Raw genomic sequence first — 24,420 nt, forward strand, 5'->3', positions numbered from 1 at the left:
AAGCGTCCGACTAAGCGACATCATTGCCTGATCTGGCGCATTCGCGGGTAAACCCGCTCCCACAGGGAACGCGCAAGCCTCGTTACGCACCTTGTCAGCCTCGCCACCTGGCGCCACACTATCCCCCATGAAAACCCTCACGCCGAGCTACCTCAAGCATCAGTTCCTGATCGCCATGCCACACATGGCCGATCCGAACTTCGCCCAGACCCTCACGTACATCGTCGAGCACAACGCCCATGGCGCCATGGGCCTGGTGGTCAACCGGCCGCAGGAGCTGAACCTGGCCGACATCCTCGAGCAGCTGCGCCCGGACGAAATGCCACCGGCCAGCACCTTGCAGGTGCCGATCTACCAAGGTGGCCCGGTACAGACCGACCGTGGCTTCGTGCTGCACAGCAGCGAATGCAGTTTCCAGGCCACCGTGGCGCTGGATGGGCTGTCGCTGACCACCTCGCAGGATATATTGCTTGCCATCGCCGCCGGGGTAGGCCCGAAACAGAGCCTGATCACCCTGGGCTATGCCGGCTGGGAAGCGGGCCAACTGGAAGCGGAGCTTGCCGACAACGCCTGGCTCAACTGCCCGTTCGACCCGGAAATCATCTTCGGCCTGACCAGCGACCTGCGCCTGGAAGCCGCCGCCGCCAGCCTGGGGATCAACCTGAACCTGCTGACCAGCCAGGCGGGCCACGCCTGATGGCCGAACTGCACCCGGAATTGCGTCTGCTGCTGGGCTTCGACTACGGCAGCAAACAGATCGGCGTAGCCGTCGGCCAGGTGGTTACCGGCCAGGCCCGCGAGCTTTGCACCCTGAAGGCACAGAACGGCGTGCCGGACTGGGCCCAAGTGGAAAAGCTGATTGCCGAATGGAAGCCCGACGCCATCGTCGTCGGCCTGCCGCTGAACATGGACGGCACCCCCAGCGAAATGAGCGCCCGCGCAGAAAAGTTCGCCCGCCGCCTGAACGGCCGCTTCAACCTGCCCGTGCACACCCACGACGAACGCCTGACCACCTTCGAGGCCAAGGGCGAGCGCATGGCCCGTGGCGGCCAGCGCGGCAGCTACCGCGACAACCCGGTCGATGCCATCGCCGCCGCCCTGTTGCTGCAAGGCTGGCTGGAGGCCAATACCTGATCATCTTTGCCGCCGGCCCCGCCCGGCGCACCCTTCCGAGGAGCCCGCAATGAGCCTACCCAATCCCGCCGACCTGATTCGGCAGATGGCTGTCGACCTTCGTGCCCACCTGGCGCGCCGGGCAATTAACGAACCGCGCTACATCGGCATCCGCACCGGCGGCGTCTGGGTTGCCCAGGCCCTGCAGGAAGCCATGGGCGACACCAGCCCCATGGGCACTCTGGACGTGTCGTTCTATCGCGACGACTTCAGCCAGAACGGCCTGCACCCGCAAGTGCGCCCGTCCGAACTGCCGTTCGAGGTCGAGGGCCAGCACCTGGTGCTGGTGGATGACGTGCTGATGAGCGGCCGCACGGTACGCGCCGCGCTCAACGAACTGTTCGATTATGGCCGCCCGGCCAGCGTCACCCTGGTCTGCTTGCTGGACCTGGATGCCGGCGAACTGCCAATCCGCCCGAATGTACTCGGCGCCACCCTGTCGCTGCCCCCCCATGAACGGGTAAAATTGACCGGACCCGCACCGCTCGCCCTCGAGCGCCAGGACCTCGCCTCCGCTTCCGCCCTTTAAGAGTCCCCCGCGATGACGCCAATCGACGCCAAGCGCCCGCTGCAGCTCAATGATCAGGGCCAGCTGCGCCACTTCCTCTCGCTCGACGGTTTGCCCCGCGAACTGCTCACCGAGATCCTCGACACCGCCGACTCCTTCCTGGAAGTCGGTGCCCGGGCCGTGAAGAAAGTCCCGTTGCTGCGCGGCAAGACTGTGTGCAACGTGTTCTTCGAGAACTCCACCCGTACCCGTACCACGTTCGAACTGGCGGCCCAACGCCTGTCGGCCGACGTGATCAGCCTGAACGTGTCGACCTCCTCGACCAGCAAGGGCGAAACCCTGTTCGATACCCTGCGCAACCTCGAAGCCATGGCCGCCGACATGTTCGTGGTGCGCCACTCCGACTCCGGGGCTGCGCACTTCATCGCCGAGCATGTGTGCCCGGAAGTTGCCGTGATCAACGGCGGTGACGGCCGCCACGCGCACCCGACCCAGGGCATGCTCGACATGCTCACCATCCGCCGCCACAAGGGCAGCTTCGAGAACCTGTCGGTGGCCATCGTCGGCGACATCCTGCACTCGCGCGTGGCCCGCTCCGACATGCTGGCGCTCAAAGCGCTGGGCTGCCCGGACATCCGCGTGATCGGCCCGAAAACCCTGATCCCGATCGGTATCGAGCAGTACGGCGTGAAGGTCTACACGGACCTCGCCGAAGGCCTGAAGGACGTCGACGTGGTGATCATGCTGCGCCTGCAGCGTGAGCGCATGGCCGGCGGCCTGCTGCCCAGCGAAGGCGAGTTCTACCGCCTGTTCGGCCTGACCACCGCGCGCCTGGCCGGCGCCAAGCCCGACGCCATCGTCATGCACCCGGGCCCGATCAACCGTGGCGTGGAAATCGAGTCGGCGGTGGCCGACGGCAAGCACTCGGTGATCCTCAACCAGGTCACCTACGGCATCGCCGTGCGCATGGCCGTGCTGTCCATGGCCATGAGCGGGCAGAACGCGCAACGTCAATTCGACCAGGAGAACGCCCAGTGACCATCAGTATTCTCGGCGCCCGGGTCATCGACCCGAACAGCGGCCTGGACCAGGTCACCGACCTGCACCTGGACGGCGGCCGCATTGCCGCCATCGGTGCAGCCCCGGCCGGCTTCAGCGCCAGCCGTACGATCCAGGCTGATGGCCTGGTCGCCGCACCCGGCCTGGTCGACCTCGGCGTGTCCCTGCGCGAGCCGGGCTACAGCCGCAAAGGCAACATCGCCAGTGAAACCTGCGCCGCCGTCGCCGGCGGTGTCACCAGCCTGTGCTGCCCGCCGCAGACCAAGCCGGTGCTGGACACCTCGGCCGTGGCCGAGCTTATCCTTGACCGCGCCCGCGAGGCCGCCAACAGCAAGGTCTACCCGATCGGCGCCCTGACCAAGGGCCTGGAAGGCGAGCAACTGGCCGAGCTGGTGGCACTGCGCGACACCGGCTGCGTGGCCTTCGGCAATGGCCTGAAGGAAATCCCCAACAACCGTACCCTGGCCCGCGCCCTGGAATACGCCGCCACCTTCGACCTGACCGTGGTGTTCCATTCCCAGGACCGCGACCTGGCCCAAGGCGGCCTGGCTCACGAAGGTGCCATGGCCAGCTTCCTCGGCCTGCCGGGCATTCCGGAAACCGCCGAGACCGTGGCCCTGGCGCGCAATCTGCTGCTGGTGGAACAGACCGGCGTGCGTGCTCACTTCACCCAGATCACCAGCGCCCGTGGCGCGCGGCTGATCGAGCAGGCCCAGCAGCTTGGCCTGCCGGTGACCGCCGATGTGGCGCTGTACCAACTGATCCTTACCGACGAGTCGCTGCGTGAGTTCTCCAGCCTGTACCACGTGCAGCCACCGCTGCGCACCGCCGCCGACCGTGACGGCCTGCGTGCGGCGGTGAAGTCGGGCGTGATCCAGGCGATCTCCAGCCATCACCAGCCACACGAGCGCGACGCCAAGCTGGCCCCGTTCGGCGCCACCGAGCCGGGCATCAGCAGTGTCGAACTGCTGTTGCCGCTGGCCATGACCCTGGTGCAGGACGGCCTGCTCGACCTGCCAACCTTGCTAGCCCGCCTGAGCAGCGGCCCGGCGGCGGCCCTGCGCCTGCCGGCCGGCGAGCTGAAAGTGGGAGGCGCGGCCGACCTGGTGCTGTTCGACCCGCAAGCCTCGACCGTGGCCGGCGAGCAGTGGTTCTCCCGCGGTGAGAACTGCCCGTTCATCGGCCACTGCCTGCCGGGTGCGGTGCGTTATACCTTGGTCGATGGGCATGTCTGCCACGAGGCCTGAGTGAAGCTCTTCGCGGGCACGCCCGCTCCCACAGGATCACCACTATTCCAAGGCATGTGGTAATCCTGTGGGAGCGGGCGTGCCCGCGAATGCCCTTGCAGGGTTCCCCCTGTCATGCGCGACCATTCATCCCCCACGGTTGAAATCCTTCCCCCCACCCCCATATGAGTCTGCATCAGGCACTTTCGCCCCGCTGCGTGGAGACTCTCCCCTTGACCACCATCGTTTCTGTCCGCCGTAACGGCAAAGTCGTCATGGGCGGCGACGGCCAGGTATCCCTCGGCAACACCGTGATGAAAGGCAACGCCAAGAAGGTGCGCCGCCTGTACCACGGCCAGGTCATCGCGGGCTTCGCCGGCGCCACCGCCGATGCGTTCACCCTGTTCGAGCGCTTTGAAGGCCAGCTCGAGAAACATCAGGGCCACCTGGTCCGCGCCGCCGTCGAGCTGGCCAAGGAATGGCGTACCGACCGCTCCCTGAGCCGCCTGGAAGCCATGCTGGCCGTGGCCAACAAGGACGCCTCCCTGATCATCACCGGCAACGGCGATGTGGTCGAACCCGAAGACGGTCTGATCGCCATGGGTTCCGGCGGCGCCTACGCCCAGGCCGCAGCACGCGCCCTGCTGAACAAGACCGACCTCTCGGCCCGTGAAATCGCCGAGACCGCCCTGAACATCGCCGGCGACATCTGCGTGTTCACCAACCACAACCTGACCATCGAGGAGCAGGACCTGGCCGACTGATCAGCTGTTCTGGCGCTCCATCCCGGTGATGGGGCTTTTCCACGCTGAATCATTCTGCCCGAGGACCCTATTGATCATGTCCATGACCCCCCGCGAGATCGTCCACGAACTCAACCGCCACATCATCGGCCAGGACGACGCCAAGCGCGCCGTGGCAATCGCCCTGCGCAACCGCTGGCGGCGCATGCAGCTCCCCGCCGAGCTGCGCGCCGAAGTGACCCCGAAGAACATCCTGATGATCGGCCCAACCGGCGTCGGCAAAACCGAAATCGCCCGCCGCCTGGCCAAGCTGGCCAACGCGCCGTTCCTCAAGGTCGAAGCCACCAAGTTCACCGAAGTGGGCTACGTGGGCCGCGACGTCGAGTCGATCATCCGTGACCTGGCCGATGCAGCATTGAAGATGCTGCGTGAGCAAGAGATCATCCGCGTGCGCCACCGCGCCGAAGACGCCGCCGAAGACCGCATCCTCGATGCCCTGCTGCCGCAGGCGCGGGTCAGCAGCTTCGCCGAGGAAGCCGCGCAGACCAGCACCGATTCCAACACCCGCCAGCTGTTCCGCAAGCGCCTGCGCGAAGGCCAGCTGGACGACAAGGAAATCGAGATCGAAGTGGCCGATGCCGTCGGCGTCGAAATTGCCGCGCCGCCCGGCATGGAAGAAATGACCAACCAGCTGCAGAGCCTGTTCGCCAACATGGGCAAAGGCAAGCGCAAGGCGCGCAAGCTGAAGGTCAAAGAGGCGCTGAAGATGGTTCGCGATGAAGAAGCGAGCCGCCTGGTCAACGAGGAAGAACTCAAGGCCAAGGCCCTGGAAGCTGTCGAGCAGCACGGCATCGTGTTCATCGACGAAATCGACAAGGTTGCCAAGCGCGGCAACGTTGGCGGCGCCGACGTGTCCCGTGAAGGCGTGCAGCGCGACCTGCTGCCGCTGATTGAAGGCTGCACCGTCAACACCAAGCTGGGCATGGTCAAGACCGACCACATCCTGTTCATTGCCTCGGGTGCGTTCCACCTGAGCAAGCCGAGCGACCTGGTGCCCGAACTGCAAGGCCGCCTGCCGATCCGTGTGGAGCTCAAGGCCCTGACCCCGGAAGACTTCGAGCGCATCCTGCAGGAGCCGCACGCGTCGCTGACCGAACAGTACCAGGCCCTGCTCAAGACCGAAGGCCTGAATATCGAGTTCCTCGCCGACGGTATCAAGCGCCTGGCCGAGATTGCCTACCAGGTGAACGAGAAGACCGAGAACATCGGTGCCCGCCGCCTGCACACCCTGCTCGAGCGTTTGCTCGAAGAGGTGTCGTTCAGCGCTGGCGACCTGGCCAGCACCCATGACGAAGCGCCGATCCAGATCGACGCGGCGTACGTGAACAGCCACCTGGGTGAGCTGGCGCAGAACGAAGACCTGTCGCGTTACATCCTGTAAGACCGCAGGGGGCCGCCTTGCGGCCCATCGCGACGCAAGGCCGCTCCCACAGGTAGGGCGTTGCCCTCCAATGCAGCGCTGAACTTGTGGGAGCGGCCTTGTGTCGCGAAAGGGCTGCGCAGCAGCCCCAATGTCCCTTGAATCCCTCCTCCATAAGCTGGAAGCTTGCACCATCAGCTCCCGAGAGATTCCAGCCATGGCCCGCCTGCCCACCGCCATCAACCTGCACAAAGCCTCGAAAACCCTCAGCCTCACCTACGCCCCCGGCGAGGTCTACCACCTGCCCGCCGAATTCCTGCGCGTGCACTCCCCCTCCGCCGAGGTCCAGGGCCACGGCAACCCCATCCTGCAGTTCGGCAAGATCAACGTCGGCCTCAGCGGGCTGGAACCTGCCGGGCAATACGCACTGAAACTGACCTTCGACGACGGCCATGACAGCGGCCTGTTCACCTGGGAGTACCTCGAGCAACTGTGCCTGCGCCAGGAACAGCTGTGGGCCGAGTACCTCGACGAACTGCACAAGGCCGGGAAATCCCGCGACCCCGCCGAGTCGGTGGTCAAACTCATGCTCTAGCGCAAGGCCTTCAGGATTTAGAGCGCATTTTCTAAATTCATTTGTTTGAATACCTTACAGACAGCCCAGTGACGGGCTGTCTTGCGCATTACATGAAAGTCGGGTAACCAATGGGGGGTGGCAAGTTCCCTGCATCAAATTGCAGGTAGTCAGAACCCTCGCAGCACCGCTGTTCCTTATCACTGGTCACCCGAGTAGCAGTACCGGGCTCAGAACTGTGCACCCGCCACAGCAACCGGTACTCGTCTCAGGACAACGGAGCGTCGTAGATGAGTAACAAGAACAACGATGAGCTGCAGCGGCAGGCCTCGGAAAACACCCTGGGGCTGAACCCGGTCATCGGTATCCGTCGCAAGGACCTGTTGAGCTCGGCACGCACCGTGCTGCGCCAGGCCGTGCGCCAACCGCTGCACAGCGCCAAGCATGTGGCCCACTTTGGCCTGGAGCTGAAGAACGTGCTGCTGGGCAAGTCCAGCCTTGCCCCGGAAAGCGACGACCGTCGCTTCAATGACCCGGCATGGAGCAACAACCCACTTTACCGCCGCTACCTGCAAACCTATCTGGCCTGGCGCAAGGAACTGCAGGACTGGATCGGCAGCAGTGACCTTTCGCCCCAGGACATCAGCCGTGGCCAGTTCGTCATCAACCTGATGACCGAAGCCATGGCGCCGACCAACACCCTGTCCAACCCGGCAGCGGTCAAACGCTTTTTCGAAACAGGCGGCAAGAGCCTGCTCGATGGCCTGTCCAACCTGGCCAAGGACCTGGTCAACAACGGCGGCATGCCCAGCCAGGTGAACATGGACGCCTTCGAGGTGGGCAAGAACCTGGGCACCAGTGAAGGCGCCGTGGTGTACCGCAACGATGTGCTGGAGCTGATCCAGTACAGCCCCATCACCGAGCAGGTGCATGCCCGCCCGCTACTGGTGGTGCCGCCGCAAATCAACAAGTTCTACGTATTCGACCTGAGCCCGGAAAAGAGCCTGGCGCGGTACTGCCTGCGCTCGCAGCAGCAGACCTTCATCATCAGCTGGCGCAACCCGACCAAAGCCCAGCGCGAATGGGGCCTGTCCACCTATATCGATGCGCTCAAGGAGGCGGTCGACGCGGTGCTGGCGATTACCGGCAGCAAGGACCTGAACATGCTCGGTACCTGCTCCGGCGGCATCACCTGCACGGCATTGGTCGGCCACTATGCCGCGCTAGGCGAGAACAAGGTCAATGCCCTGACCCTGCTGGTCAGCGTGCTGGACACCACCATGGACAACCAGGTCGCCCTGTTCGTCGACGAGCAGACCCTGGAGGCCGCCAAGCGCCACTCCTACCAGGCCGGCGTGCTCGAAGGCAGCGAGATGGCCAAGGTGTTCGCCTGGATGCGCCCCAACGACCTGATCTGGAACTACTGGGTCAACAACTACCTGCTCGGCAACGAGCCGCCGGTGTTCGACATCCTGTTCTGGAACAACGACACCACGCGCCTGCCGGCCGCCTTCCACGGCGACCTGATCGAAATGTTCAAGAGCAACCCGCTGACGCGCCCGGACGCCCTGGAGGTTTGCGGCACCCCGATCGACCTGAAACAGGTCAAATGCGACATCTACAGCCTTGCCGGCACCAACGACCACATCACCCCGTGGCAGTCGTGCTACCGCTCGGCGCACCTGTTCGGCGGCAAGATCGAGTTCGTGCTGTCCAACAGCGGCCATATCCAGAGCATCCTCAACCCGCCAGGCAACCCCAAGGCGCGCTTCATGACCGGTGCCGATCGCCCGGGTGACCCGGTGGCCTGGCAAGAAAACGCTACCAAGCATGCGGACTCCTGGTGGCTGCACTGGCAAAGCTGGCTGGGCGAACGTGCCGGCGAGCTGAAAAAGGCACCGACCCGCCTGGGCAACCGTGCCTATGCCGCTGGCGAGGCATCCCCGGGCACCTACGTTCACGAGCGTTGAGCTGCAGCGCCGTGGCCCCTGCGGGGCGCCACGGTGTTCATTTCACCCCATGAGTCACGCGCATGCCGCAACCCTATATCTTCAGGACCGTCGAGCTGGACAACCAGTCCATCCGCACCGCCGTCCGCCCGGGCAAGTCGCATCTGACGCCGCTGCTGATCTTCAACGGCATCGGCGCCAACCTGGAGCTGGTGTTTCCGTTCATCGAGGCGCTGGACCCGGACCTGGAAGTCATCGCCTTTGACGTGCCCGGGGTCGGCGGCTCGTCCACGCCGCGCCACCCTTACCGCTTCCCCGGGTTGGCCAAGCTGACGGCACGCATGCTCGACTACCTCGACTACGGCCAGGTCAATGCCATCGGCGTGTCGTGGGGCGGCGCCCTGGCCCAGCAGTTCGCCCATGACTACCCCGAGCGCTGCAAGAAGCTGGTGCTGGCCGCCACTGCCGCCGGTGCGGTGATGGTGCCGGGCAAGCCCAAGGTGCTGTGGATGATGGCCAGCCCGCGGCGCTACGTGCAGCCGTCGCATGTCATCCGCATTGCGCCGACGATCTATGGCGGCGGCTTCCGGCGTGACCCGGACCTGGCCATGCAGCACGCCGCCAAGGTGCGATCCGGCGGCAAGATGGGCTATTACTGGCAGCTGTTCGCCGGGCTTGGCTGGACCAGCATCCATTGGCTGCACAAGATCCAGCAGCCGACCCTGGTGCTGGCAGGCGACGACGACCCGTTGATCCCGCTGATCAACATGCGCCTGCTGGCCTGGCGAATTCCCAATGCCCAGCTACACATTATCGACGACGGCCATCTGTTCCTGATCACCCGGGCCGAGGCCGTCGCCCCGATCATCATGAAGTTCCTTCAGCAAGAGCGTCAGCGCGCTGTCATGCACCCTCGCCCGGTTTCGGGTGTGTGAAGGCGATTTGGGACCCTGTGGGAGCGGGTTCACCCGCGAAGAATCCAACTCGGTGTATGGCACCGGCTTCGCCGGTGTTCGCGGGTGAACCCGCTCCCACAGAGACCCTGCTAAATCAGTGAATATGTTTAGTCATGAGGCACCAGGTCAGGACGAGGGAGTGTTGCCATGAAAGACAAAACGGCCAAAGGAACGACAACGCTTCCCGCCACCAGCATGAACGTGCAGAACGCCATCCTCGGACTGCGCGGCCGTGACCTGATTTCCACGCTGCGCAATGTCAGCCGCCAAAGCCTGCGTCATCCGCTGCACACCGCGCATCACCTGTTGGCCCTGGGTGGTCAGCTGGGCAGGGTGATGCTGGGTGACACACCGTTTCAGCCGAACCCGCGGGATCCGCGCTTCAGCGACCCGACATGGAGCCAGAACCCGTTCTACCGGCGCGGCCTGCAAGCCTACCTGGCCTGGCAGAAGCAGACCCGCCTGTGGATCGAGGAAAGCCACCTGGACGATGATGACCGGGCCCGTGCGCACTTCCTGTTCAACCTGATCAACGATGCACTGGCGCCGAGCAACTCGCTGCTCAACCCGCTGGCGGTCAAGGAACTGTTCAACAGCGGTGGCCAGAGCCTGGTGCGCGGCGTGGCCCACCTGCTCGATGACCTGCGCCACAACGATGGCCTGCCACGCCAGGTCGACGAGCGCGCCTTCGAAGTGGGCGGCAATCTGGCTGCAACCGCCGGCGCCGTGGTGTTTCGCAACGAGCTGCTGGAGCTGATCCAGTACAAGCCGATGAGCGAAAAGCAGCACGCCCGGCCACTGCTGGTAGTGCCGCCACAGATCAACAAGTTCTACATCTTCGACCTCAGCTCGACCAACAGCTTTGTCCAGTACATGCTCAAGAGCGGCCTGCAGGTGTTCATGGTGAGCTGGCGCAACCCCGACCCGCGCCACCGCGAATGGGGCCTGTCGAGCTACGTGCAGGCCCTGGAAGAAGCGCTCAACGCTTGCCGCAGCATCAGCGGCAACCGCGACCCCAACCTGATGGGCGCCTGCGCCGGCGGCCTGACCATGGCCGCGCTGCAGGGCCACCTGCAGGCCAAGCACCAGCTGCGCCGGGTGCGCAGCGCCACCTACCTGGTCAGCCTGCTGGACAGCAAGTTCGAAAGCCCCGCCAGCCTGTTCGCCGACGAGCAGACCATCGAGGCCGCCAAGCGCCGCTCCTATCAGCGCGGCGTGCTGGATGGCGCCGAGGTGGCGCGGATCTTCGCCTGGATGCGGCCCAACGACCTGATCTGGAACTACTGGGTCAACAACTACCTGCTCGGCAAGACACCACCAGCCTTCGACATCCTGTACTGGAACGCCGACAGCACGCGCCTGCCCGCCGCGCTGCATGGCGACCTGCTGGACTTCTTCAAGCTCAACCCGCTGACCCACCCCGCCGGCCTGGAGGTATGCGGCACACCCATCGACCTGCAGAAGGTCGAGCTGGACAGTTTCACCGTGGCCGGCAGCAACGACCACATCACCCCGTGGGATGCGGTGTACCGCTCGGCCTTGCTGCTGGGTGGCGACCGACGCTTCGTGCTGGCCAACAGCGGGCACATCCAGAGCATCATCAACCCGCCCGGCAACCCCAAGGCCTACTACCTGGCCAACCCCAAGCTGTCCAGCGACCCCCGCGCCTGGTTCCACGACGCCAAGCGCAGCGAAGGCAGCTGGTGGCCGTTGTGGCTGGAGTGGATCACCCCGCGCTCCGGCCCGCTCAAGGCACCGCGCAGCGAACTGGGCAATGCCACCTACCCACCGCTGGGACCCGCGCCGGGCACCTACGTGCTGACCCGATGAGCATGCCGACTGGATGAAGACTCGCGACCGTATCCTCGAATGTGCCCTGCAGCTGTTCAACCAGCAGGGTGAACCGAACGTATCCACCCTGGAAATTGCCAACGAACTGGGCATCAGCCCCGGCAACCTCTACTACCACTTCCACGGCAAGGAGCCGTTGGTGCTGGGGCTGTTCGAGCGCTTTGAAGAAGCGCTGATGCCTTTACTCGACCCGCCGCTGGAGGTACGCCTGGATGCCGAGGATTACTGGCTGTTCCTGCACCTGATCGTCGAACGCATGGCGCAGTACCGCTTCCTGTTCCAGGACCTGTCGAACCTGACCGGGCGCCTGCCCAAACTGGCCCGCGGCATGCGCAGCCTGATCAACGCGCTCAAGCGCACGCTGGCGGCGTTGCTGGCCAGCCTCAAGGGCCAAGGGTTGGTAGAGAGCGAGACCCAGGCGCTGGGGCAACTGGTGGAGCAGATCACCCTGACACTGATGTTCTCGCTGGATTACCAGCGGGTACTGGGGCGCGAGGGGGATGTGGGGATTGTGGTGTACCAGGTGATGATGCTGGTGGCGCCGCATCTGAAGGCCCAGGCGCGGGGGGCGGCGGAGCAGTTGGCGGTGAGGTATCTGGAGGGGTAAGCCTGACAGGAATGTATTGCAGCAGCCGACGCATTCGCGGGTGAACCCGCTCCCACAGGTACGGTGCAGAGCTTACAAGCGGCGCAGCACCTGTGGGAGCGGGTTTACCCGCGAAGAAGGCGACGCGGTATCAGATCAGGGTACCGGTGCCTGTCGGTGCCGAAGGCGGATTGCTGGCCGGAGCCGCGGTTGGTGCAGGAGCTGCGCTAGCGGTCGGAGCGGCGCTCGCCGCTGGAGCTGCCGGCTTGGCGGCTGCTGGCTTGGCCGGTGCTTTCTTCACTGCCGGCTTCTTCGCCACAGCCGGCTTGGCCGCTGCCGGTTTCGCTGCAGGCTTGGCCGCCGCGGTCTTGGCAGCAGGTTTAGCCGCAGCAGTCTTGGCCGCCGGCTTGGCCGCCGCGGTTTTCGCCGCAGGCTTGGCCGCTGCCGTCTTGGCCAGTGGCTTGGCCGCCGCCTTGCTCGCAGCCGGTTTGGCCGCAGCGCGCGACGAAATCGGCGTAACCGAAGCGCCGGTGAGTTTCTCGATCTGCTTGGTCAGGCTGTCCACCTGCTGGTGCAGGGCCTTGATCTCGTTGCGGCTCGGCACGCCAAGGCGCGAGATGGCGCTGTTCAGGCGCTTGTCGAAGGCCTCTTCGAGTTCGCTCCACTTGCCCAGCGCACGGTCCTTCACGCCCGACACACGCGAAGTGGTCGACGACTTGGCAGTTTCAGCAACATCTTCGGCGGTCTTCTTCGCCTGCTTCTCGGCCTTCTCGCCATCCTTCACCAGCGAGTCGAACAGCTTCGGGCCGTCCTGGTCGATCTTCGAATAGATACCAAGCCCCGCCAGCCAGATCTTGCGGGAGTACTTCTCGATCCCGCCGACCCAGGAGCTGCCTTCTTTCTCGGAATTCTTCTTGCCAGCCATCCTGCTCTCCTTATGGTTTGTGCGCGACGCGCTCGAGCAGCTCGTGGAGCTGTTCAAGCTTGATGGACAACGCCTCAACGTCATGTTTAGACGGAATGCCAAGGCGATTCAAGGCGCGACCTACCCGCGCGTCGAAAGCTTTTTCGATCTTATCCAGTTGAACTTCGACCTTGCCGCGTACGCGACTGACTTCCTGGGTCGCTTCGTCGATCTGGTTGTTGGCAGCATCGAGCTCCTTGTCGATGCGCTTCTTGCCACGCTTCTCGACGCCTTCGCCGGCCTTGACCAGCTCATTGAAGTAGTCGGAGCCTTCCTGGCCCACACGCGCATAGGCGCCGATGCCTGCCAGCCAGATCTTGCGCGCGTAGCCGCGCACCTCGCCCAGCGTGCCCGGGGCGTCGTCCTTTTTCTTCACAGTCACTTTGGCCATGCTCTGTACCTCATGCTCATGAGTGGAGGAGAAACCGCCCATGGAGGTTGGGCTTGAGCACAAGGTAGAGAGGTAAATTAGAATCTTCACCCTAAGGTGAACGAGCATGGCCCCGGGAAGGGGTCAGGCCAGGGCTTTGTCCAGCGCCCGCTCGATCTCGCCCTTGATGGTGCCGCTCATCATCGACAGCATCATGCCTAGCTTCAATTCGACGCGGATGCGGTCATCGAAGATGTGCACACTGCCGTTGGCACCGCTGCGCGCCACGTCGACCCGGTCACCGTTCCAGGTGGCCTTGAGGTCGTATTCGCGGGTCAGTTTGTCGACCAGCGCTTCAGCCTTGGCGCGGGCGGCATCGCGGCCGAGGGAATGTTTGCGTTCGACGCTGATCTGGGTCATGCGGGTGTTCCTGAAGATGAAGACATAATGGGCATTATGCCCGCCCCTGCCCACTGGCACACCCCGCCAAGACAAATCTGCCCGTTCGCCCTAGAATGGCGGTAATTTTTTCCGGTGAAGCGATATGAACGACCAGCGCAAAGGCGACCACGCCGAACCCACCACCCATTTCGGTTACCAGGACGTCCCTGAAAGCCAGAAGGCGAAGAAAGTCGCCGAGGTGTTCCACTCGGTAGCGGCCAAGTACGACCTGATGAACGACGTGCTTTCCGGCGGTATGCACCGCCTGTGGAAGCGCTTCACCATCGAGCTGTCGGGCGTACGCGCCGGCAATCGTGTACTGGACATCGCCGGCGGTACCGGCGACCTGGCCGCCAAGTTCTCGCGGCTGGTCGGCCCGACCGGTCAGGTAGTGCTGGCCGACATCAACGAATCGATGCTCAAGGTCGGCCGTGACCGCCTGCTCGACCGTGGCGTGGCCGGCAACATCGAGTTCGTTCAGGCCGACGCCGAGAAGCTGCCATTCCCGGACAACCACTTCGACTGCGTGACCATCGCCTTCGGCCTGCGCAACGTCACCCACAAGGACGAAGCCATCCGCTCGATGCTGCGCGTGCTCAAGCCAGGCGGTCGCCTGCTGGTGCTGGAGTTCTCCAAGCCGACCAACAAGCTGATGTCCAAGGCCTACGACGCCTACTCGTTCGCCTTCATGCCGCTGGCCGGCAAGCTGATCACCAACGACTCGGAGAGCTACCGTTACCTCGCCGAGTCGATCCGCATGCACCCCGATCAGGAAACCCTGAAGGCCATGATGGTCGAGGCCGGTTTCGACCGGGTCACCTACCACAACATGACCAGCGGCATCGTTGCCGTGCATCGGGGGATCAAGCCCTGATGCTGCTGGCCGGGCTGCTCGCCAGCGCCGAACATGGCCTGAACCGCGTCCTGCGCATGGACAGCACGGCCCTGCCGCGGCTGGCCGCGCTGGAGGGCAAGGTCATCGAGATCGACTGCCGCCAGCCAGCCTTGCAGGTGTTCATCCTGCCCGATGAAGAGGGCCTGATGCTCGCCGCCCACTGGCAAGGCGAGGTCGACTGCAGCCTGCGCGCCCCGGCCGGCAGCCTGGCGCAACTGGCCCTGGCCAGGGACAAGACCGCCGTGCTGCACAGCCCGCAAGTCGAACTGCATGGCGACAGCGCCGTGTTGCTGGACCTGTTCGGTGTGCTGCAGGACCTGGATCTGGACTGGGAACACGAACTGCAACGCTGGCTTGGCCCGGTCGCCACGGCGCTGCTGGCCGGCCACATCCGCCTGCGTGCACGCTGGACCCGCCAGGGCCTGGCGCGCTTCAGCCAGAACCTTTCCGAGTACCTGGCCGAAGAGTCCCGTACCCTGGTCGGCAAGCGCGAAGCCGAAGCCGCCTTCAGTGAGCTCGATACCCTGAAGCTCGATACAGAACGCCTCGAGGCGCGCCTCAAGCGCCTCTCCCGATCCCTTGATACCAGCGATAACGCATGAAGCTGCTCGCCGTCCGCCGTCTTTTTCGCATCCAGCGTGTGGTGATCCGCTACCGTCTCGATGACCTGCTGTTCGACCTGCCGCTGCCCTGGTGGCTGATGAGCCTGCGCCTGCTGATGCCGTGGCGCTGGCTGCCGCGCAAGCCGTCCGAGCTCAACCGAGGCGCGCGCCTGCGCCTGGCCCTGCAGGACCTGGGGCCGATCTTCATCAAGTTCGGCCAGTTGTTGTCCACCCGCCGTGATCTGCTGCCCAACGACATAGCCGATGAACTGATGCTGCTGCAGGACCGCGTGCCGCCGTTCGACCCCAAGCAGGCCGTGGCACTGATCGAGGCACAGCTGGGCGCCCCGGTAACGCAACTGTTCAGCCGCTTCGACGTCGAACCACTGGCCTCGGCCTCGGTGGCCCAGGTGCATGCTGCGCGCCTGAAAAGTGGCGAAGAAGTAGTGGTCAAGGTGGTTCGCCCGGGCCTGAAGCCGGTGATCGCCCAGGACCTGGCCTGGCTGTTCCTGATCGCCAAGGCCGCCGAGCGCGCTTCGGCCGACGCCCGCCGCCTGCACCCGGTGGAAATCGTCGGCGACTACGAAAAAACCATCTACGACGAGCTCGACCTGCTGCGCGAAGCGGCCAACGCCAGCCAGTTGCGGCGCAATTTCGAAGGCTCCGAGCTGATGTACGTGCCCCAGGTGTACTGGGACCTGTGCCGCCCCAAGGTGCTGGTGATGGAGCGCATCTACGGCGTGCCGGTGACCGACATGGCCACCTTGGCCGATCAGCGCACCGACATGAAGCTGCTGGCCGAACGAGGCGTGGAGGTGTTCTTCACCCAGGTGTTCCGCGACAGCTTCTTCCATGCCGACATGCACCCGGGCAACATTTTCGTCAGCACGGTCAAACCATGGAGCCCGCAGTACATCGCCATCGACTGCGGCATCGTCGGCAGCCTGACCGCCGAGGACCAGGACTACCTGGCGCGCAACCTGATCGCTTTCTTCAAGCGTGACTACCGCCGCGTCGCCCAGTTGCACATCGACTCGGGCTGGGTGCCGGCGCACACCAAGGTCAACGAGTTCGAAGCGGCGATCCGCACCGTGTGCGAGCCGATCTTCGAAAAACCGTTAAAGGATATTTCCTTCGGCCAGGTGCTGATGCGCCTGTTCCAGACCGCCCGGCGCTTCAACATGGAAGTGCAGCCGCAGCTGGTGTTGCTGCAGAAGACCCTGCTCAACATCGAAGGCCTGGGCCGCCAGTTGTACCCAGACCTGGACCTGTGGAGCACCGCCAAACCATTCCTCGAGCGCTGGATGCGCGACCGCATGAGCCCCAAGGCCGTGCTCGGCAACATCCACAGCCAGGTCGAGCAACTGCCTCACCTGGCCGACATGGCCCGCGACCTGCTCGAGCGCCTGTCGCAACCGCACCTGCACGATCCGCAACTGCCGGAGCGGCGCCGCCAGGGTGACCGCTGGGCGCTGCGCCTGCTCGGCGCCGGCCTGCTCGGAGGTGGCGCGGTACTGGCCGCTGGCGCCGCCGCAGCCGCCAGCCTGGCCGCCCCTGCCGCCTGGCCGGCCTGGCTGATGCTGGCCGCCGGCCTTTACCTGATCGTGCGCCAATAGCCAGCCGCGCCCATGGCTGGCACACTAGCGCAAAGGGCCCGGCACAGGAGCGGGCCCGCTTTGGAGTCGACGATGAAAGACTGGCTGGACGAGATCAAGTGGAACAGCGAGGGCCTGGTACCGGCGATCGCCCAGGACCACAAGACCGGACGCGTGCTGATGATGGCCTGGATGAACCGCGAATCGCTGGCCCTGACCGCCGCCGAGCAACGCGCCATCTACTGGTCGCGTTCGCGTGGCAAGCTGTGGCGCAAGGGCGAGGAATCCGGGCATGTGCAGAAGCTGCATGAAATGCGCTTGGACTGCGATGCCGACGTGATCATCCTGATGGTCGAGCAACTGGGCCATATCGCCTGCCATACCGGCCGTGAAAGCTGCTTCTACCGCGTCTTCGAAGACGGCCAGTGGAAAACCGTCGACCCGGTCCTGAAAGACCCGGATGCCATCTACAGCGCAGGACACTGACATGAGCGACACCCTGAACCGCCTGGCCGAAGTGCTTGAAGAACGCAAGCAAGCGGCCCCCGACAGCTCCTACGTGGCCAGCCTGTACCACAAGGGCCTGAACAAGATCCTCGAAAAGCTCGGCGAAGAGTCGGTCGAGACGATCATTGCCGCCAAGGATGCCGCGGTCAGCAAGGATTACAGCGATGTCATCTACGAAACCGCCGACCTGTGGTTTCATAGCCTGGTAATGCTCAGCGCGCTGGGCCAGCATCCGCAAGCCGTGCTCGATGAGCTGGAGCGTCGCTTCGGGCTTTCCGGGCATGATGAGAAGGCGGCTCGACAGCCGTCTGCCTGATGTAATTCAAGTGCGCGGGGCCCCCTCTCTTTTTTGTGGGAGCGGGTTCACCCGCGAAGAATGCGACGCGGTGTATGGCACCGGCTAAGCCGGTGTTCGCGGGTGAACCCGCTCCCACAGGGGCCGCGTTGCCAGAACAATTCGCTTTACCTGTAAATTTCAGGAGTACGAAATGGGTATCTTTGACTGGAAACACTGGATCGTCCTGCTGGTGGTCGTGGTCCTGGTGTTCGGTACCAAGAAGCTGAAGAACTTCGGCAGTGACCTGGGTGAGTCGATCAAGGGCTTCCGCAAAGCCATGAGCGACGAAGAGAACAAGCCGGCCGAGCAGACCCCGCCGCCTGCCCAACCCGTTCCACCGGTGCAGAACACTGCCCAGCAGAACCAGGGCCACACCATCGAAGGCCAGGCCCAGCCGGTCCAAGAGCCACAGCGGAAAGACTGACCCATGTTCGGCATCAGTTTCAGCGAGCTGCTGCTCGTCGGTCTGGTCGCCCTGCTGGTGCTCGGCCCCGAGCGCCTGCCCGGTGCCGCGCGCACCGCAGGCCTGTGGATCGGCCGGCTCAAGCGCAGTTTCAACAGCATCAAGATGGAAGTGGAGCGCGAAATCGGCGCCGACGAAATCCGCCGCCAGCTGCACAACGAGCACATCCTGCAGATGGAGGAGGAAGCCAAGCGCATCCTCAACCCGATGACGCCGCCGGCGCAGCCGCCTGTCACCACCGCCACCGTTCAGCCCCCCGCCGGGCTCGAAGCCAGGCCGGTCGAGACCGCTGCCGCCCCGGCCACGCCTTCTGAACCGCCTCAACCGCCGCGAGCCCCATGAGCGAAAATCCGGAACACGACCAGCCAATGCCGCTGGTTTCGCACCTGACCGAACTGCGCACCCGCCTGTTGCGCTGCGTTGCCGTCATTTTCCTGATCTTTGCCGGGCTGTTCTCCTTCGCCCAGCAGATCTACACCCTGGTCTCCGCACCGCTGCGCGAGCACTTGCCGGCCAATGCGACGATGATCGCCACCGACGTGGCATCGCCGTTCCTCACGCCGTTCAAGCTGACCATGATCGTCTCGCTGTTCCTGGCGATTCCGTTCATCCTCCAGCAGATCTGGGGCTTCATCGCACCCGGGCTGTACCGCCATGAAAAGCGCATCGCCATTCCGCTGCTGGTGTCGAGCATCTTCCTGTTCTACGCCGGCATGGCCTTCGCCTATTTCCTGGTGTTCCCGCTGATCTTCGGCTTCTTCGCCAGCGCCACGCCGGAAGGCGTGTCGATGATGACCGACATCGCCAGCTACCTCGACTTCGTGATGACGCTGTTCTTCGCCTTTGGCGTGGCCTTCGAAATCCCGGTGGCGGTGGTGCTGCTGGTATGGATCGGCGTGGTCGACGTGAAGTACCTGAAGAAGATTCGCCCCTACGTGATCATCGGCTGCTTCGTGGTCGGCATGGTCCTTACCCCTCCGGACATCTTCTCCCAGACCCTGCTGGCCGTACCCATGTGGCTGCTGTTCGAGATCGGCGTGCTGTGCGGCAGCCTGATCCGCAAGCGCAGCGCCCACGACGAAACCGCCAACGACCACAACGACCAGCCACCAGCGACCCAACCGTGAACCTGTTGCTCCTTGAAGAGGCCGACTTCGTCTCGGCCGACCGCGTCGTCCTCGCAGATCGGCGCTTCACCCACATGCAGGATATCCACCGTGTGGCGGTGGGCGACAACCTGCGCGTTGGCCGTATCAACGGCCTGATGGGCAAGGCCACGGTGCTGCGCCTGGAAAAGCACGAAGCCGAACTGGAAGTCGCCTTTGACCAGCAGCCACCGGCCAAGCTGCCGCTGACCCTGGTGCTGGCCGTACCTCGGCCAAAAATGCTGCGCCGGCTTTTCCAGACCGTGGCCACCCTTGGCGTGCCGCGATTGATCCTGCTGAACAGCTACAAGGTCGAGAAAAGCTTCTGGCAAACACCGTTCCTGCACCCGGACAGCGTTCGCGAGAACCTCATCCTGGGCCTGGAACAAGCCCGCGACACCGTGCTGCCCGAAGTGATCATCGAGAAGCGCTTCAAACCGTTCGTCGAAGACCGCCTGCCGGCCATCGCCGCAGGCACCCTGGGCCTGGTCGGGCACCCCGGCCCCTACCCCGCCTGCCCGCGCGCCGTGGAACAGCCCGTGACCCTGGCCATCGGCCCGGAGGGCGGCTGGATCCCTTACGAAGTCGATCTGCTGGGCAAGGCTGGCCTGGCACCCGTGCAGCTGGGAGACCGCATTTTGCGGGTCGAGACTGCGGTGACAGCACTGCTATCACGAATTTTCTGACACAGAAGTCAACTTTCAGCCATAAAGTTTCCCTCCCCCAGGCCGATTGTCTTGGCAACACAACAATTAATCGTGGTGCCAAGCCGCCGGGGAGTCGTACATGTATCAATGGTTCGCCCACTCATTGGGCAATGTGAGTGTCAATCGCAAACTGGGGCTAGGCTTCGGCCTGGTACTGCTGTTGACCCTGGCCATCACCCTGGCCGGCTGGCACGGCATGGACAGCATCATCAACCGTGGCGACAAGCTGGGAAACATCTCTGTCATCCTGCAGTACACCCAGGAACTGCGCATCGCCCGCCAGCATTACCAGCGCCAGCCTGACGAAGCCTCGGTGGCAGAGTTGGAAAAGGCACTGGGCAACCTCGAACGCCAAGTGCAGTTTATGCTCGGGCAGATCGAGCAGCCCGTTGACAGACAGCGCCTTGAGCAGCAGCGCGAGGCCGTGCGCGGCTACCAGCAGGCATTCAACGACCTGAAACAGGCCGGCCAGCGCCGCGAGGCCAGCCGCGCCGTACTTGGCGACACTGCCGATAAGGCCGCGGAGCTGATTGGCCGGGTGCAACGCGGCCTGCTGCAGGGAGGCGATATCAGCCAGTACCAGCACGCAGTGGAAGTCAGCGCCCTTTTGCAGCAGGCGCGCTTCCAGGTACGCGGCTACACCTACAGCGGCAACGCCGACTATCAGCAAACGGCGCTGAAAGCTATCGACCAGGCCTTGGCCGAACTGCGCGCGCTACCGGCCAAAGTGCCGGCGGAGCATGCTGCCAGCCTGGACGATGCCACCACCGCCCTGGCAGGCTACCGCGACGCGGTCACCCAGTTCGGCAGTGCCCAGGTCGCCAGTGAGCAGGCCCTGCAGAGCATGGTCGAGCACGGCACGGTACTGCTGGAGACCAGCCAGGCGATGACCACCTCACAAACCGCCGTGCGCGACGCCGGGGCGGCCCAAGCCAAGACCGTGCTCGCCGTGGCCACCGTGCTGGCGCTGGCTCTCGGCCTGCTGGCGGCCTGGGCCATCACCCGGCAGATCATCGTCCCGCTGCGCCAGACCTTGCACGCCGCCGAGCGCGTGGCCAGTGGCGACCTGACCCTGAGCCTGCAGGTACAACGTCGCGATGAACTGGGCCAGTTGCAGGCCAGCATGCAGCGCATGACCCAGGGCCTGCGCGAACTGATCAGCGGCATCGGTGATGGTGTGACGCAGATCGCCAGTGCTGCCGAGGAGCTGTCGGCGGTGACCGAGCAGACCAGTGCCGGAGTCAACAACCAGAAGGTCGAGACCGATCAGGTGGCAACCGCCATGAACCAGATGACCACCACCGTGCATGAGGTGGCGCGCAATGCCGAGCAGGCCTCGGAAGCTGCGTTGATGGCCGATCAGCAAGCCCGCGAAGGCGACCGTGTGGTGGGCGAGGCAGTGGCGCAGATCGAGCGCCTGGCCGGCGAAGTGGTCAACTCCAGCGAAGCGATGAACCAGCTCAAGGCCGAAAGCGACAAGATCGGCAGCGTGCTCGACGTGATCAAGTCGGTGGCCCAGCAGACCAACCTGCTGGCCCTCAACGCGGCGATCGAGGCGGCCCGGGCCGGCGAGGCCGGGCGTGGCTTTGCCGTGGTGGCCGATGAGGTGCGCAGCCTGGCGCAGCGCACCCAGCAATCGACCGAAGAGATCGAAGAGCTGATTGCCGGCCTGCAGAGCGGCACCCAGCGCGTGGCCAGCGTGATGGACAGCAGCCGCCAGTTGACCGACAGCAGCGTCGAACTGACCCGCCGCGCCGGCAGCTCGCTGGAAACCATCACCCGGACCGTATCGTCGATCCAGGCCATGAACCAGCAGATTGCCACGGCAGCGGAAGAACAGACGGCCGTGGCAGAAGAGATCAACCGCAGCGTGATGAACGTGCGGGATATTTCTGACCAGACCTCGGCGGCCAGTGAAGAGACGGCCAGTTCCAGCGTGGAGCTGGCGCGGTTGGGTACCCACCTGCAAGGGTTGGTGGGGCGGTTCAGACTCTAGGCTGATGTGTAAGTCGCCTGTACTGGCCTCTTCGCGGGTAGACCCGCTCCCACAGGTACCGCACAGTTCTCAAAATCTGTGCAGTACCTGTAGAAGCGGGTTTACCCGCGAAGAGGCCGGCACAGATGGAATATTCCTACCTGTTGAAGTGAAATTTCCTACCTGATTATCAGGTCAAGTCCTACAGCTCCGCTGCCGATTGGCAAAGGTGTGATGCCAGCAATACGCCTGCATCCTCGCCCCCAATCGCACGGAGATTCCTCATGCTCGGCTACCTCAACCGCAAGCTCGGCAACATCAGTGTCGCCGCCAAGCTCGCCCTCGGCTTTGCCGTAGTCCTGCTGCTTACCCTGGCCACCACCGTCAGTGGCTGGCGTGCACTGGATGACGCCATTGTGCGCTCGCAGCAACTCAGCGAAATCGGCCTGATCAACGACCTGACCAAAGACTTGCGCGCAGAGCGCATCACTTACCGCGTACTCAACGACAACGCCAGCAGAACGCGGATAGCCAACATTCTCGACCAGCTCAACAGCATGCTGAGCACCTTGCAACAACGTAGCAGCGTGGATGAATCCCGGCAGATGCTGACCGAAAAGCTGGCGTTGCTGCAGCGCCTGCGCGGCGATTTCAGCGAGCTGGAGAATACTGTCGCCAAGCGTATCGCCCTGCGCCAGGCCATGCAGGCCCGTGAGCAGAAGCTCACCGAAGTAATCGACGATCTCCAGACCCAGGCCTTGCTGAGGATGCCTGCCAACAGCCAGCAAAGCGGTGTGCTGGGGCTGATGGACACGCTTAGCCGACATATCGACGGTGCCAACCAGCAGAGCCTGGTTCCGGCCTACACCTTCTCCCCTGTGGAAAGCTTCGCCAAGGTCGGCGACAGCTCCCTGGATGCCGCCGCCAGCAGCCTTGCGCAACTGCTCAAAGGCCTTGCTCCACTTGGCTTGCCGCTTACGCTCACCCAGCAGCCTGGGGAGCAGCTGGCCAACTACCGCGCCAGCCTGGATGAGTATCGTCGGGCTGCGGTGCGTGTCGAACAGCTGCAAAACAATATGGAGAACATGGGCAACGAGCTGCGTGCGGTAAGCCTGGAACTTGGCAAACGCAAGATCGAGCAGCGCGACAGGGAGGCCCTTGAGGCCCGCTCACTGCTGACCACTGTAGCCCTGCTGGCGTTGGCCGTAGGCGTCCTGTCGGGCTGGCTGATCACTTTGCAAATCACCCAGCCGCTGCGTCAGACCCTGGCCGTGGCCGGGCGCATCGCCAAGGGCGACCTGAGCCAGGTCGAACCGGTGCAACGCCGCGACGAGATGGGCCAGTTGCAAACCAGCATGCGCGAAATGACCTTGAGCCTGCGCGAGCTGATCGGTGGCATCGACCAGGGCGTCAGCCACCTGTCACAGGCCGCCACACAGCTGGCGGCCAGTAGCGAAGACACCAAGCTGCGCATCAACCAGCAACGCGAGGAAACCGATCAGGTGGCCACGGCCATGAACCAGATGAGCGCCACCGTGCAGGAAGTGGCGCAGAACGCCGAACAGGCCTCGCTGGCGGCGACCAACGCCGACCAGCAGGCACAGATCGGCGACCAAGTGGTGGCCGAAGCTATTGGCCGTATCGAACAGCTGGCCGGGCAGATGGACCATTGCCTGGCGGCCATGCAGCACCTGGCGGGCGAGAGCCAGCGCATTGGCAGCATCCTCGATGTGATCAAGTCAGTGTCCGAGCAGACCAACCTGCTGGCCCTGAACGCGGCGATCGAAGCGGCACGGGCGGGTGAAGCCGGGCGTGGTTTTGCCGTGGTGGCCGATGAAGTGCGCGGTCTGGCCCAGCGCACCTCGACGGCGACCGAGGAAATCGGCCAACTGATCGACAGCCTGCACAACGGCACCGACGAAGTGACCCGCCTGCTGGACAACAGCAAGAACCTGACCGAGCAGAGTGTGGAGCTGAGCCGCAAGGCTGGGCATGCGTTGAGCCAGATCACCGACACGGTGTCCAGCATCCAGGGCATGAACCAGCAAATTGCCACGGCCAGCGAAGAGCAGAGCGTGGTCGCCGAGCAGATCAACCGCAGTGTGCTGAATGTGCGCGATGTGTCGGATCAGACCAGTGCGGCCAGTGAGCAAACGGCGACTTCGAGTGGGGAACTGGAGCAGTTGGGGCAGCAGTTGCGGGGGATGGTGGGGCGGTTCAATATTTGAGTTTGCCGGGGCTGCTCTGCAGCCCCTCAACCGTTCAACCAGGGCTTGGGTATAAAGAATTAACTGAGCACACCAACCTAGCATTTTTGCCAGTTGTTGGGGCTGCCTTGCTGCCCGCACCCTTGAGGCCATGATTCAATAGGGAG

General features: G+C 64.2%; 26 protein-coding genes. 23 read left to right on the forward strand and 3 right to left on the reverse strand.

Annotated features, from left to right (window positions below; all coding sequences use genetic code 11):
- The first annotated feature begins 127 nt into the window (after window positions 1-127).
- From MJ643_RS23075 to MJ643_RS23130, 12 genes are all read left to right on the forward strand, one after another.
- Window positions 128-697 carry a YqgE/AlgH family protein gene (locus tag MJ643_RS23075; RefSeq protein WP_013974529.1) on the forward strand — a complete coding sequence of 190 codons (570 nt, stop codon included), beginning with the start codon at window positions 128-130 and terminating at the stop codon, window positions 695-697.
- Window positions 697-1,134 (forward strand): Holliday junction resolvase RuvX, encoded by a 438-nt coding sequence (gene ruvX / locus MJ643_RS23080; RefSeq protein ID WP_013974530.1) that lies wholly within the window; start codon window positions 697-699, stop codon window positions 1,132-1,134. Before MJ643_RS23075 ends, ruvX begins: the two co-directional genes overlap by 1 nt.
- A gap of 49 nt (window positions 1,135-1,183) precedes the next feature.
- Window positions 1,184-1,702 (forward strand): bifunctional pyr operon transcriptional regulator/uracil phosphoribosyltransferase PyrR, encoded by a 519-nt coding sequence (pyrR, locus tag MJ643_RS23085; RefSeq protein ID WP_003257772.1) that lies wholly within the window; start codon window positions 1,184-1,186, stop codon window positions 1,700-1,702.
- Window positions 1,703-1,714: 12 nt separating this feature from the next.
- Window positions 1,715-2,719, forward strand: a complete 1,005-nt coding sequence (locus MJ643_RS23090) for an aspartate carbamoyltransferase catalytic subunit (protein WP_003257774.1) — start codon at window positions 1,715-1,717, stop codon at window positions 2,717-2,719.
- Window positions 2,716-3,987: a dihydroorotase gene (locus tag MJ643_RS23095; RefSeq protein ID WP_169774614.1), complete on the forward strand. Its 1,272-nt coding sequence runs from the start codon at window positions 2,716-2,718 to the stop codon at window positions 3,985-3,987. Before MJ643_RS23090 ends, MJ643_RS23095 begins: the two co-directional genes overlap by 4 nt.
- A 212-nt stretch (window positions 3,988-4,199) precedes the next feature.
- The gene (gene hslV, locus MJ643_RS23100; RefSeq protein ID WP_003249309.1) at window positions 4,200-4,730 is read left to right on the forward strand and encodes an ATP-dependent protease subunit HslV; all 531 of its coding nucleotides are present in this window, start codon (window positions 4,200-4,202) and stop codon (window positions 4,728-4,730) included.
- Between the two features lie 76 nt (window positions 4,731-4,806).
- Window positions 4,807-6,150: an ATP-dependent protease ATPase subunit HslU gene (gene hslU, locus MJ643_RS23105; protein WP_015272084.1), complete on the forward strand. Its 1,344-nt coding sequence runs from the start codon at window positions 4,807-4,809 to the stop codon at window positions 6,148-6,150.
- A gap of 196 nt (window positions 6,151-6,346) precedes the next feature.
- On the forward strand, window positions 6,347-6,724 hold the full coding sequence (locus tag MJ643_RS23110; RefSeq protein WP_003249306.1) for a DUF971 domain-containing protein: 378 nt from the start codon (window positions 6,347-6,349) through the stop codon (window positions 6,722-6,724).
- A gap of 269 nt (window positions 6,725-6,993) precedes the next feature.
- Entirely contained in the window at window positions 6,994-8,673 is a 1,680-nt protein-coding gene (phaC, locus tag MJ643_RS23115) for a class II poly(R)-hydroxyalkanoic acid synthase (RefSeq protein WP_208209550.1), read from the forward strand.
- 62 nt (window positions 8,674-8,735) lie between these two features.
- Complete coding sequence (gene phaZ, locus MJ643_RS23120) at window positions 8,736-9,587, forward strand: poly(3-hydroxyalkanoate) depolymerase (protein ID WP_013974535.1); 852 nt, start codon at window positions 8,736-8,738, stop codon at window positions 9,585-9,587.
- 168 nt (window positions 9,588-9,755) lie between these two features.
- The gene (gene phaC, locus MJ643_RS23125) at window positions 9,756-11,438 is read left to right on the forward strand and encodes a class II poly(R)-hydroxyalkanoic acid synthase (protein ID WP_169774615.1); all 1,683 of its coding nucleotides are present in this window, start codon (window positions 9,756-9,758) and stop codon (window positions 11,436-11,438) included.
- A 13-nt stretch (window positions 11,439-11,451) separates the two neighbouring features.
- On the forward strand, window positions 11,452-12,066 hold the full coding sequence (locus MJ643_RS23130) for a TetR/AcrR family transcriptional regulator (RefSeq protein WP_169774616.1): 615 nt from the start codon (window positions 11,452-11,454) through the stop codon (window positions 12,064-12,066).
- 130 nt (window positions 12,067-12,196) lie between these two features.
- On the opposite strand, the gene MJ643_RS23135 is transcribed toward MJ643_RS23130, so the two are convergent.
- The 3 genes from MJ643_RS23135 to MJ643_RS23145 all read right to left on the reverse strand — a co-directional run bounded on the left by MJ643_RS23135 (window position 12,197) and on the right by MJ643_RS23145 (window position 13,799).
- The gene (locus MJ643_RS23135) at window positions 12,197-12,970 is read right to left on the reverse strand and encodes a phasin family protein (RefSeq protein ID WP_054572182.1); all 774 of its coding nucleotides are present in this window, start codon (window positions 12,968-12,970) and stop codon (window positions 12,197-12,199) included.
- A gap of 10 nt (window positions 12,971-12,980) precedes the next feature.
- Window positions 12,981-13,400 (reverse strand): phasin family protein, encoded by a 420-nt coding sequence (locus MJ643_RS23140; protein WP_023663112.1) that lies wholly within the window; start codon window positions 13,398-13,400, stop codon window positions 12,981-12,983.
- A 123-nt stretch (window positions 13,401-13,523) separates the two neighbouring features.
- A complete protein-coding gene (locus MJ643_RS23145; protein ID WP_015272091.1) occupies window positions 13,524-13,799 on the reverse strand; it encodes a polyhydroxyalkanoic acid system family protein in 276 nt (91 codons plus the stop codon).
- Between the two features lie 124 nt (window positions 13,800-13,923).
- Here MJ643_RS23145 and ubiE point away from each other — a divergent pair, with 124 nt between their 5' ends.
- The 11 genes from ubiE (at window position 13,924) to MJ643_RS23200 (ending at window position 24,274) form a co-directional block, all read left to right on the forward strand.
- Window positions 13,924-14,694 (forward strand): bifunctional demethylmenaquinone methyltransferase/2-methoxy-6-polyprenyl-1,4-benzoquinol methylase UbiE, encoded by a 771-nt coding sequence (gene ubiE / locus MJ643_RS23150; RefSeq protein ID WP_013974541.1) that lies wholly within the window; start codon window positions 13,924-13,926, stop codon window positions 14,692-14,694.
- Complete coding sequence (locus tag MJ643_RS23155; RefSeq protein WP_013974542.1) at window positions 14,694-15,317, forward strand: SCP2 sterol-binding domain-containing protein; 624 nt, start codon at window positions 14,694-14,696, stop codon at window positions 15,315-15,317. The genes ubiE and MJ643_RS23155 overlap by 1 nt, the downstream gene beginning before the upstream one ends.
- Window positions 15,314-16,933: a ubiquinone biosynthesis regulatory protein kinase UbiB gene (gene ubiB, locus MJ643_RS23160; protein ID WP_013974543.1), complete on the forward strand. Its 1,620-nt coding sequence runs from the start codon at window positions 15,314-15,316 to the stop codon at window positions 16,931-16,933. Before MJ643_RS23155 ends, ubiB begins: the two co-directional genes overlap by 4 nt.
- Before the next feature lie 72 nt (window positions 16,934-17,005).
- Complete coding sequence (gene hisI, locus MJ643_RS23165; RefSeq protein ID WP_013974544.1) at window positions 17,006-17,398, forward strand: phosphoribosyl-AMP cyclohydrolase; 393 nt, start codon at window positions 17,006-17,008, stop codon at window positions 17,396-17,398.
- 1 nt (window position 17,399) lies between these two features.
- On the forward strand, window positions 17,400-17,735 hold the full coding sequence (locus tag MJ643_RS23170; protein WP_013974545.1) for a phosphoribosyl-ATP diphosphatase: 336 nt from the start codon (window positions 17,400-17,402) through the stop codon (window positions 17,733-17,735).
- Window positions 17,736-17,907: 172 nt separating this feature from the next.
- Window positions 17,908-18,180 (forward strand): twin-arginine translocase TatA/TatE family subunit, encoded by a 273-nt coding sequence (locus tag MJ643_RS23175; RefSeq protein WP_003259853.1) that lies wholly within the window; start codon window positions 17,908-17,910, stop codon window positions 18,178-18,180.
- Window positions 18,181-18,183: 3 nt separating this feature from the next.
- Window positions 18,184-18,561, forward strand: coding sequence for a Sec-independent protein translocase protein TatB (tatB, locus tag MJ643_RS23180; RefSeq protein ID WP_003259854.1), 378 nt, complete (start codon window positions 18,184-18,186; stop codon window positions 18,559-18,561).
- Window positions 18,558-19,346, forward strand: coding sequence for a twin-arginine translocase subunit TatC (gene tatC, locus MJ643_RS23185; protein WP_013974546.1), 789 nt, complete (start codon window positions 18,558-18,560; stop codon window positions 19,344-19,346). Before tatB ends, tatC begins: the two co-directional genes overlap by 4 nt.
- A complete protein-coding gene (locus MJ643_RS23190) occupies window positions 19,343-20,050 on the forward strand; it encodes a 16S rRNA (uracil(1498)-N(3))-methyltransferase (protein WP_013974547.1) in 708 nt (235 codons plus the stop codon). Before tatC ends, MJ643_RS23190 begins: the two co-directional genes overlap by 4 nt.
- A 100-nt stretch (window positions 20,051-20,150) precedes the next feature.
- Window positions 20,151-22,067 (forward strand): methyl-accepting chemotaxis protein, encoded by a 1,917-nt coding sequence (locus MJ643_RS23195; protein ID WP_013974548.1) that lies wholly within the window; start codon window positions 20,151-20,153, stop codon window positions 22,065-22,067.
- A gap of 263 nt (window positions 22,068-22,330) precedes the next feature.
- Complete coding sequence (locus MJ643_RS23200; protein ID WP_023661321.1) at window positions 22,331-24,274, forward strand: methyl-accepting chemotaxis protein; 1,944 nt, start codon at window positions 22,331-22,333, stop codon at window positions 24,272-24,274.
- Window positions 24,275-24,420 lie beyond the last annotated feature (146 nt).

The organism is Pseudomonas sp. PNPG3, from assembly GCF_023093815.1.
In the GTDB taxonomy this organism is placed as follows: Bacteria; Pseudomonadota; Gammaproteobacteria; order Pseudomonadales; family Pseudomonadaceae; genus Aquipseudomonas; species Aquipseudomonas asiatica.

Excerpts from the sequence above, each read along its gene's own strand:
- MJ643_RS23140 (WP_023663112.1), bottom strand. The coding sequence starts at position 13,400 with ATGGCCAAAGTGACTGTGAAGAAAAAGGACGACGCCCCGGGCACGCTG.
- MJ643_RS23145 (WP_015272091.1), bottom strand. The coding sequence starts at position 13,799 with ATGACCCAGATCAGCGTCGAACGCAAACATTCCCTCGGCCGCGATGCC.
- MJ643_RS23135 (WP_054572182.1), bottom strand. The coding sequence starts at position 12,970 with ATGGCTGGCAAGAAGAATTCCGAGAAAGAAGGCAGCTCCTGGGTCGGC.
- ruvX (WP_013974530.1), top strand. The coding sequence starts at position 697 with ATGGCCGAACTGCACCCGGAATTGCGTCTGCTGCTGGGCTTCGACTAC.
- pyrR (WP_003257772.1), top strand. The coding sequence starts at position 1,184 with ATGAGCCTACCCAATCCCGCCGACCTGATTCGGCAGATGGCTGTCGAC.
- phaC (WP_208209550.1), top strand. The coding sequence starts at position 6,994 with ATGAGTAACAAGAACAACGATGAGCTGCAGCGGCAGGCCTCGGAAAAC.
- MJ643_RS23175 (WP_003259853.1), top strand. The coding sequence starts at position 17,908 with ATGGGTATCTTTGACTGGAAACACTGGATCGTCCTGCTGGTGGTCGTG.
- MJ643_RS23090 (WP_003257774.1), top strand. The coding sequence starts at position 1,715 with ATGACGCCAATCGACGCCAAGCGCCCGCTGCAGCTCAATGATCAGGGC.
- MJ643_RS23200 (WP_023661321.1), top strand. The coding sequence starts at position 22,331 with ATGCTCGGCTACCTCAACCGCAAGCTCGGCAACATCAGTGTCGCCGCC.
- ubiB (WP_013974543.1), top strand. The coding sequence starts at position 15,314 with ATGAAGCTGCTCGCCGTCCGCCGTCTTTTTCGCATCCAGCGTGTGGTG.
- tatB (WP_003259854.1), top strand. The coding sequence starts at position 18,184 with ATGTTCGGCATCAGTTTCAGCGAGCTGCTGCTCGTCGGTCTGGTCGCC.
- MJ643_RS23130 (WP_169774616.1), top strand. The coding sequence starts at position 11,452 with ATGAAGACTCGCGACCGTATCCTCGAATGTGCCCTGCAGCTGTTCAAC.
- MJ643_RS23170 (WP_013974545.1), top strand. The coding sequence starts at position 17,400 with ATGAGCGACACCCTGAACCGCCTGGCCGAAGTGCTTGAAGAACGCAAG.
- ubiE (WP_013974541.1), top strand. The coding sequence starts at position 13,924 with ATGAACGACCAGCGCAAAGGCGACCACGCCGAACCCACCACCCATTTC.
- MJ643_RS23110 (WP_003249306.1), top strand. The coding sequence starts at position 6,347 with ATGGCCCGCCTGCCCACCGCCATCAACCTGCACAAAGCCTCGAAAACC.
- hslU (WP_015272084.1), top strand. The coding sequence starts at position 4,807 with ATGTCCATGACCCCCCGCGAGATCGTCCACGAACTCAACCGCCACATC.
- phaZ (WP_013974535.1), top strand. The coding sequence starts at position 8,736 with ATGCCGCAACCCTATATCTTCAGGACCGTCGAGCTGGACAACCAGTCC.
- phaC (WP_169774615.1), top strand. The coding sequence starts at position 9,756 with ATGAAAGACAAAACGGCCAAAGGAACGACAACGCTTCCCGCCACCAGC.
- tatC (WP_013974546.1), top strand. The coding sequence starts at position 18,558 with ATGAGCGAAAATCCGGAACACGACCAGCCAATGCCGCTGGTTTCGCAC.
- hisI (WP_013974544.1), top strand. The coding sequence starts at position 17,006 with ATGAAAGACTGGCTGGACGAGATCAAGTGGAACAGCGAGGGCCTGGTA.
- MJ643_RS23075 (WP_013974529.1), top strand. The coding sequence starts at position 128 with ATGAAAACCCTCACGCCGAGCTACCTCAAGCATCAGTTCCTGATCGCC.
- MJ643_RS23155 (WP_013974542.1), top strand. The coding sequence starts at position 14,694 with ATGCTGCTGGCCGGGCTGCTCGCCAGCGCCGAACATGGCCTGAACCGC.
- MJ643_RS23195 (WP_013974548.1), top strand. The coding sequence starts at position 20,151 with ATGTATCAATGGTTCGCCCACTCATTGGGCAATGTGAGTGTCAATCGC.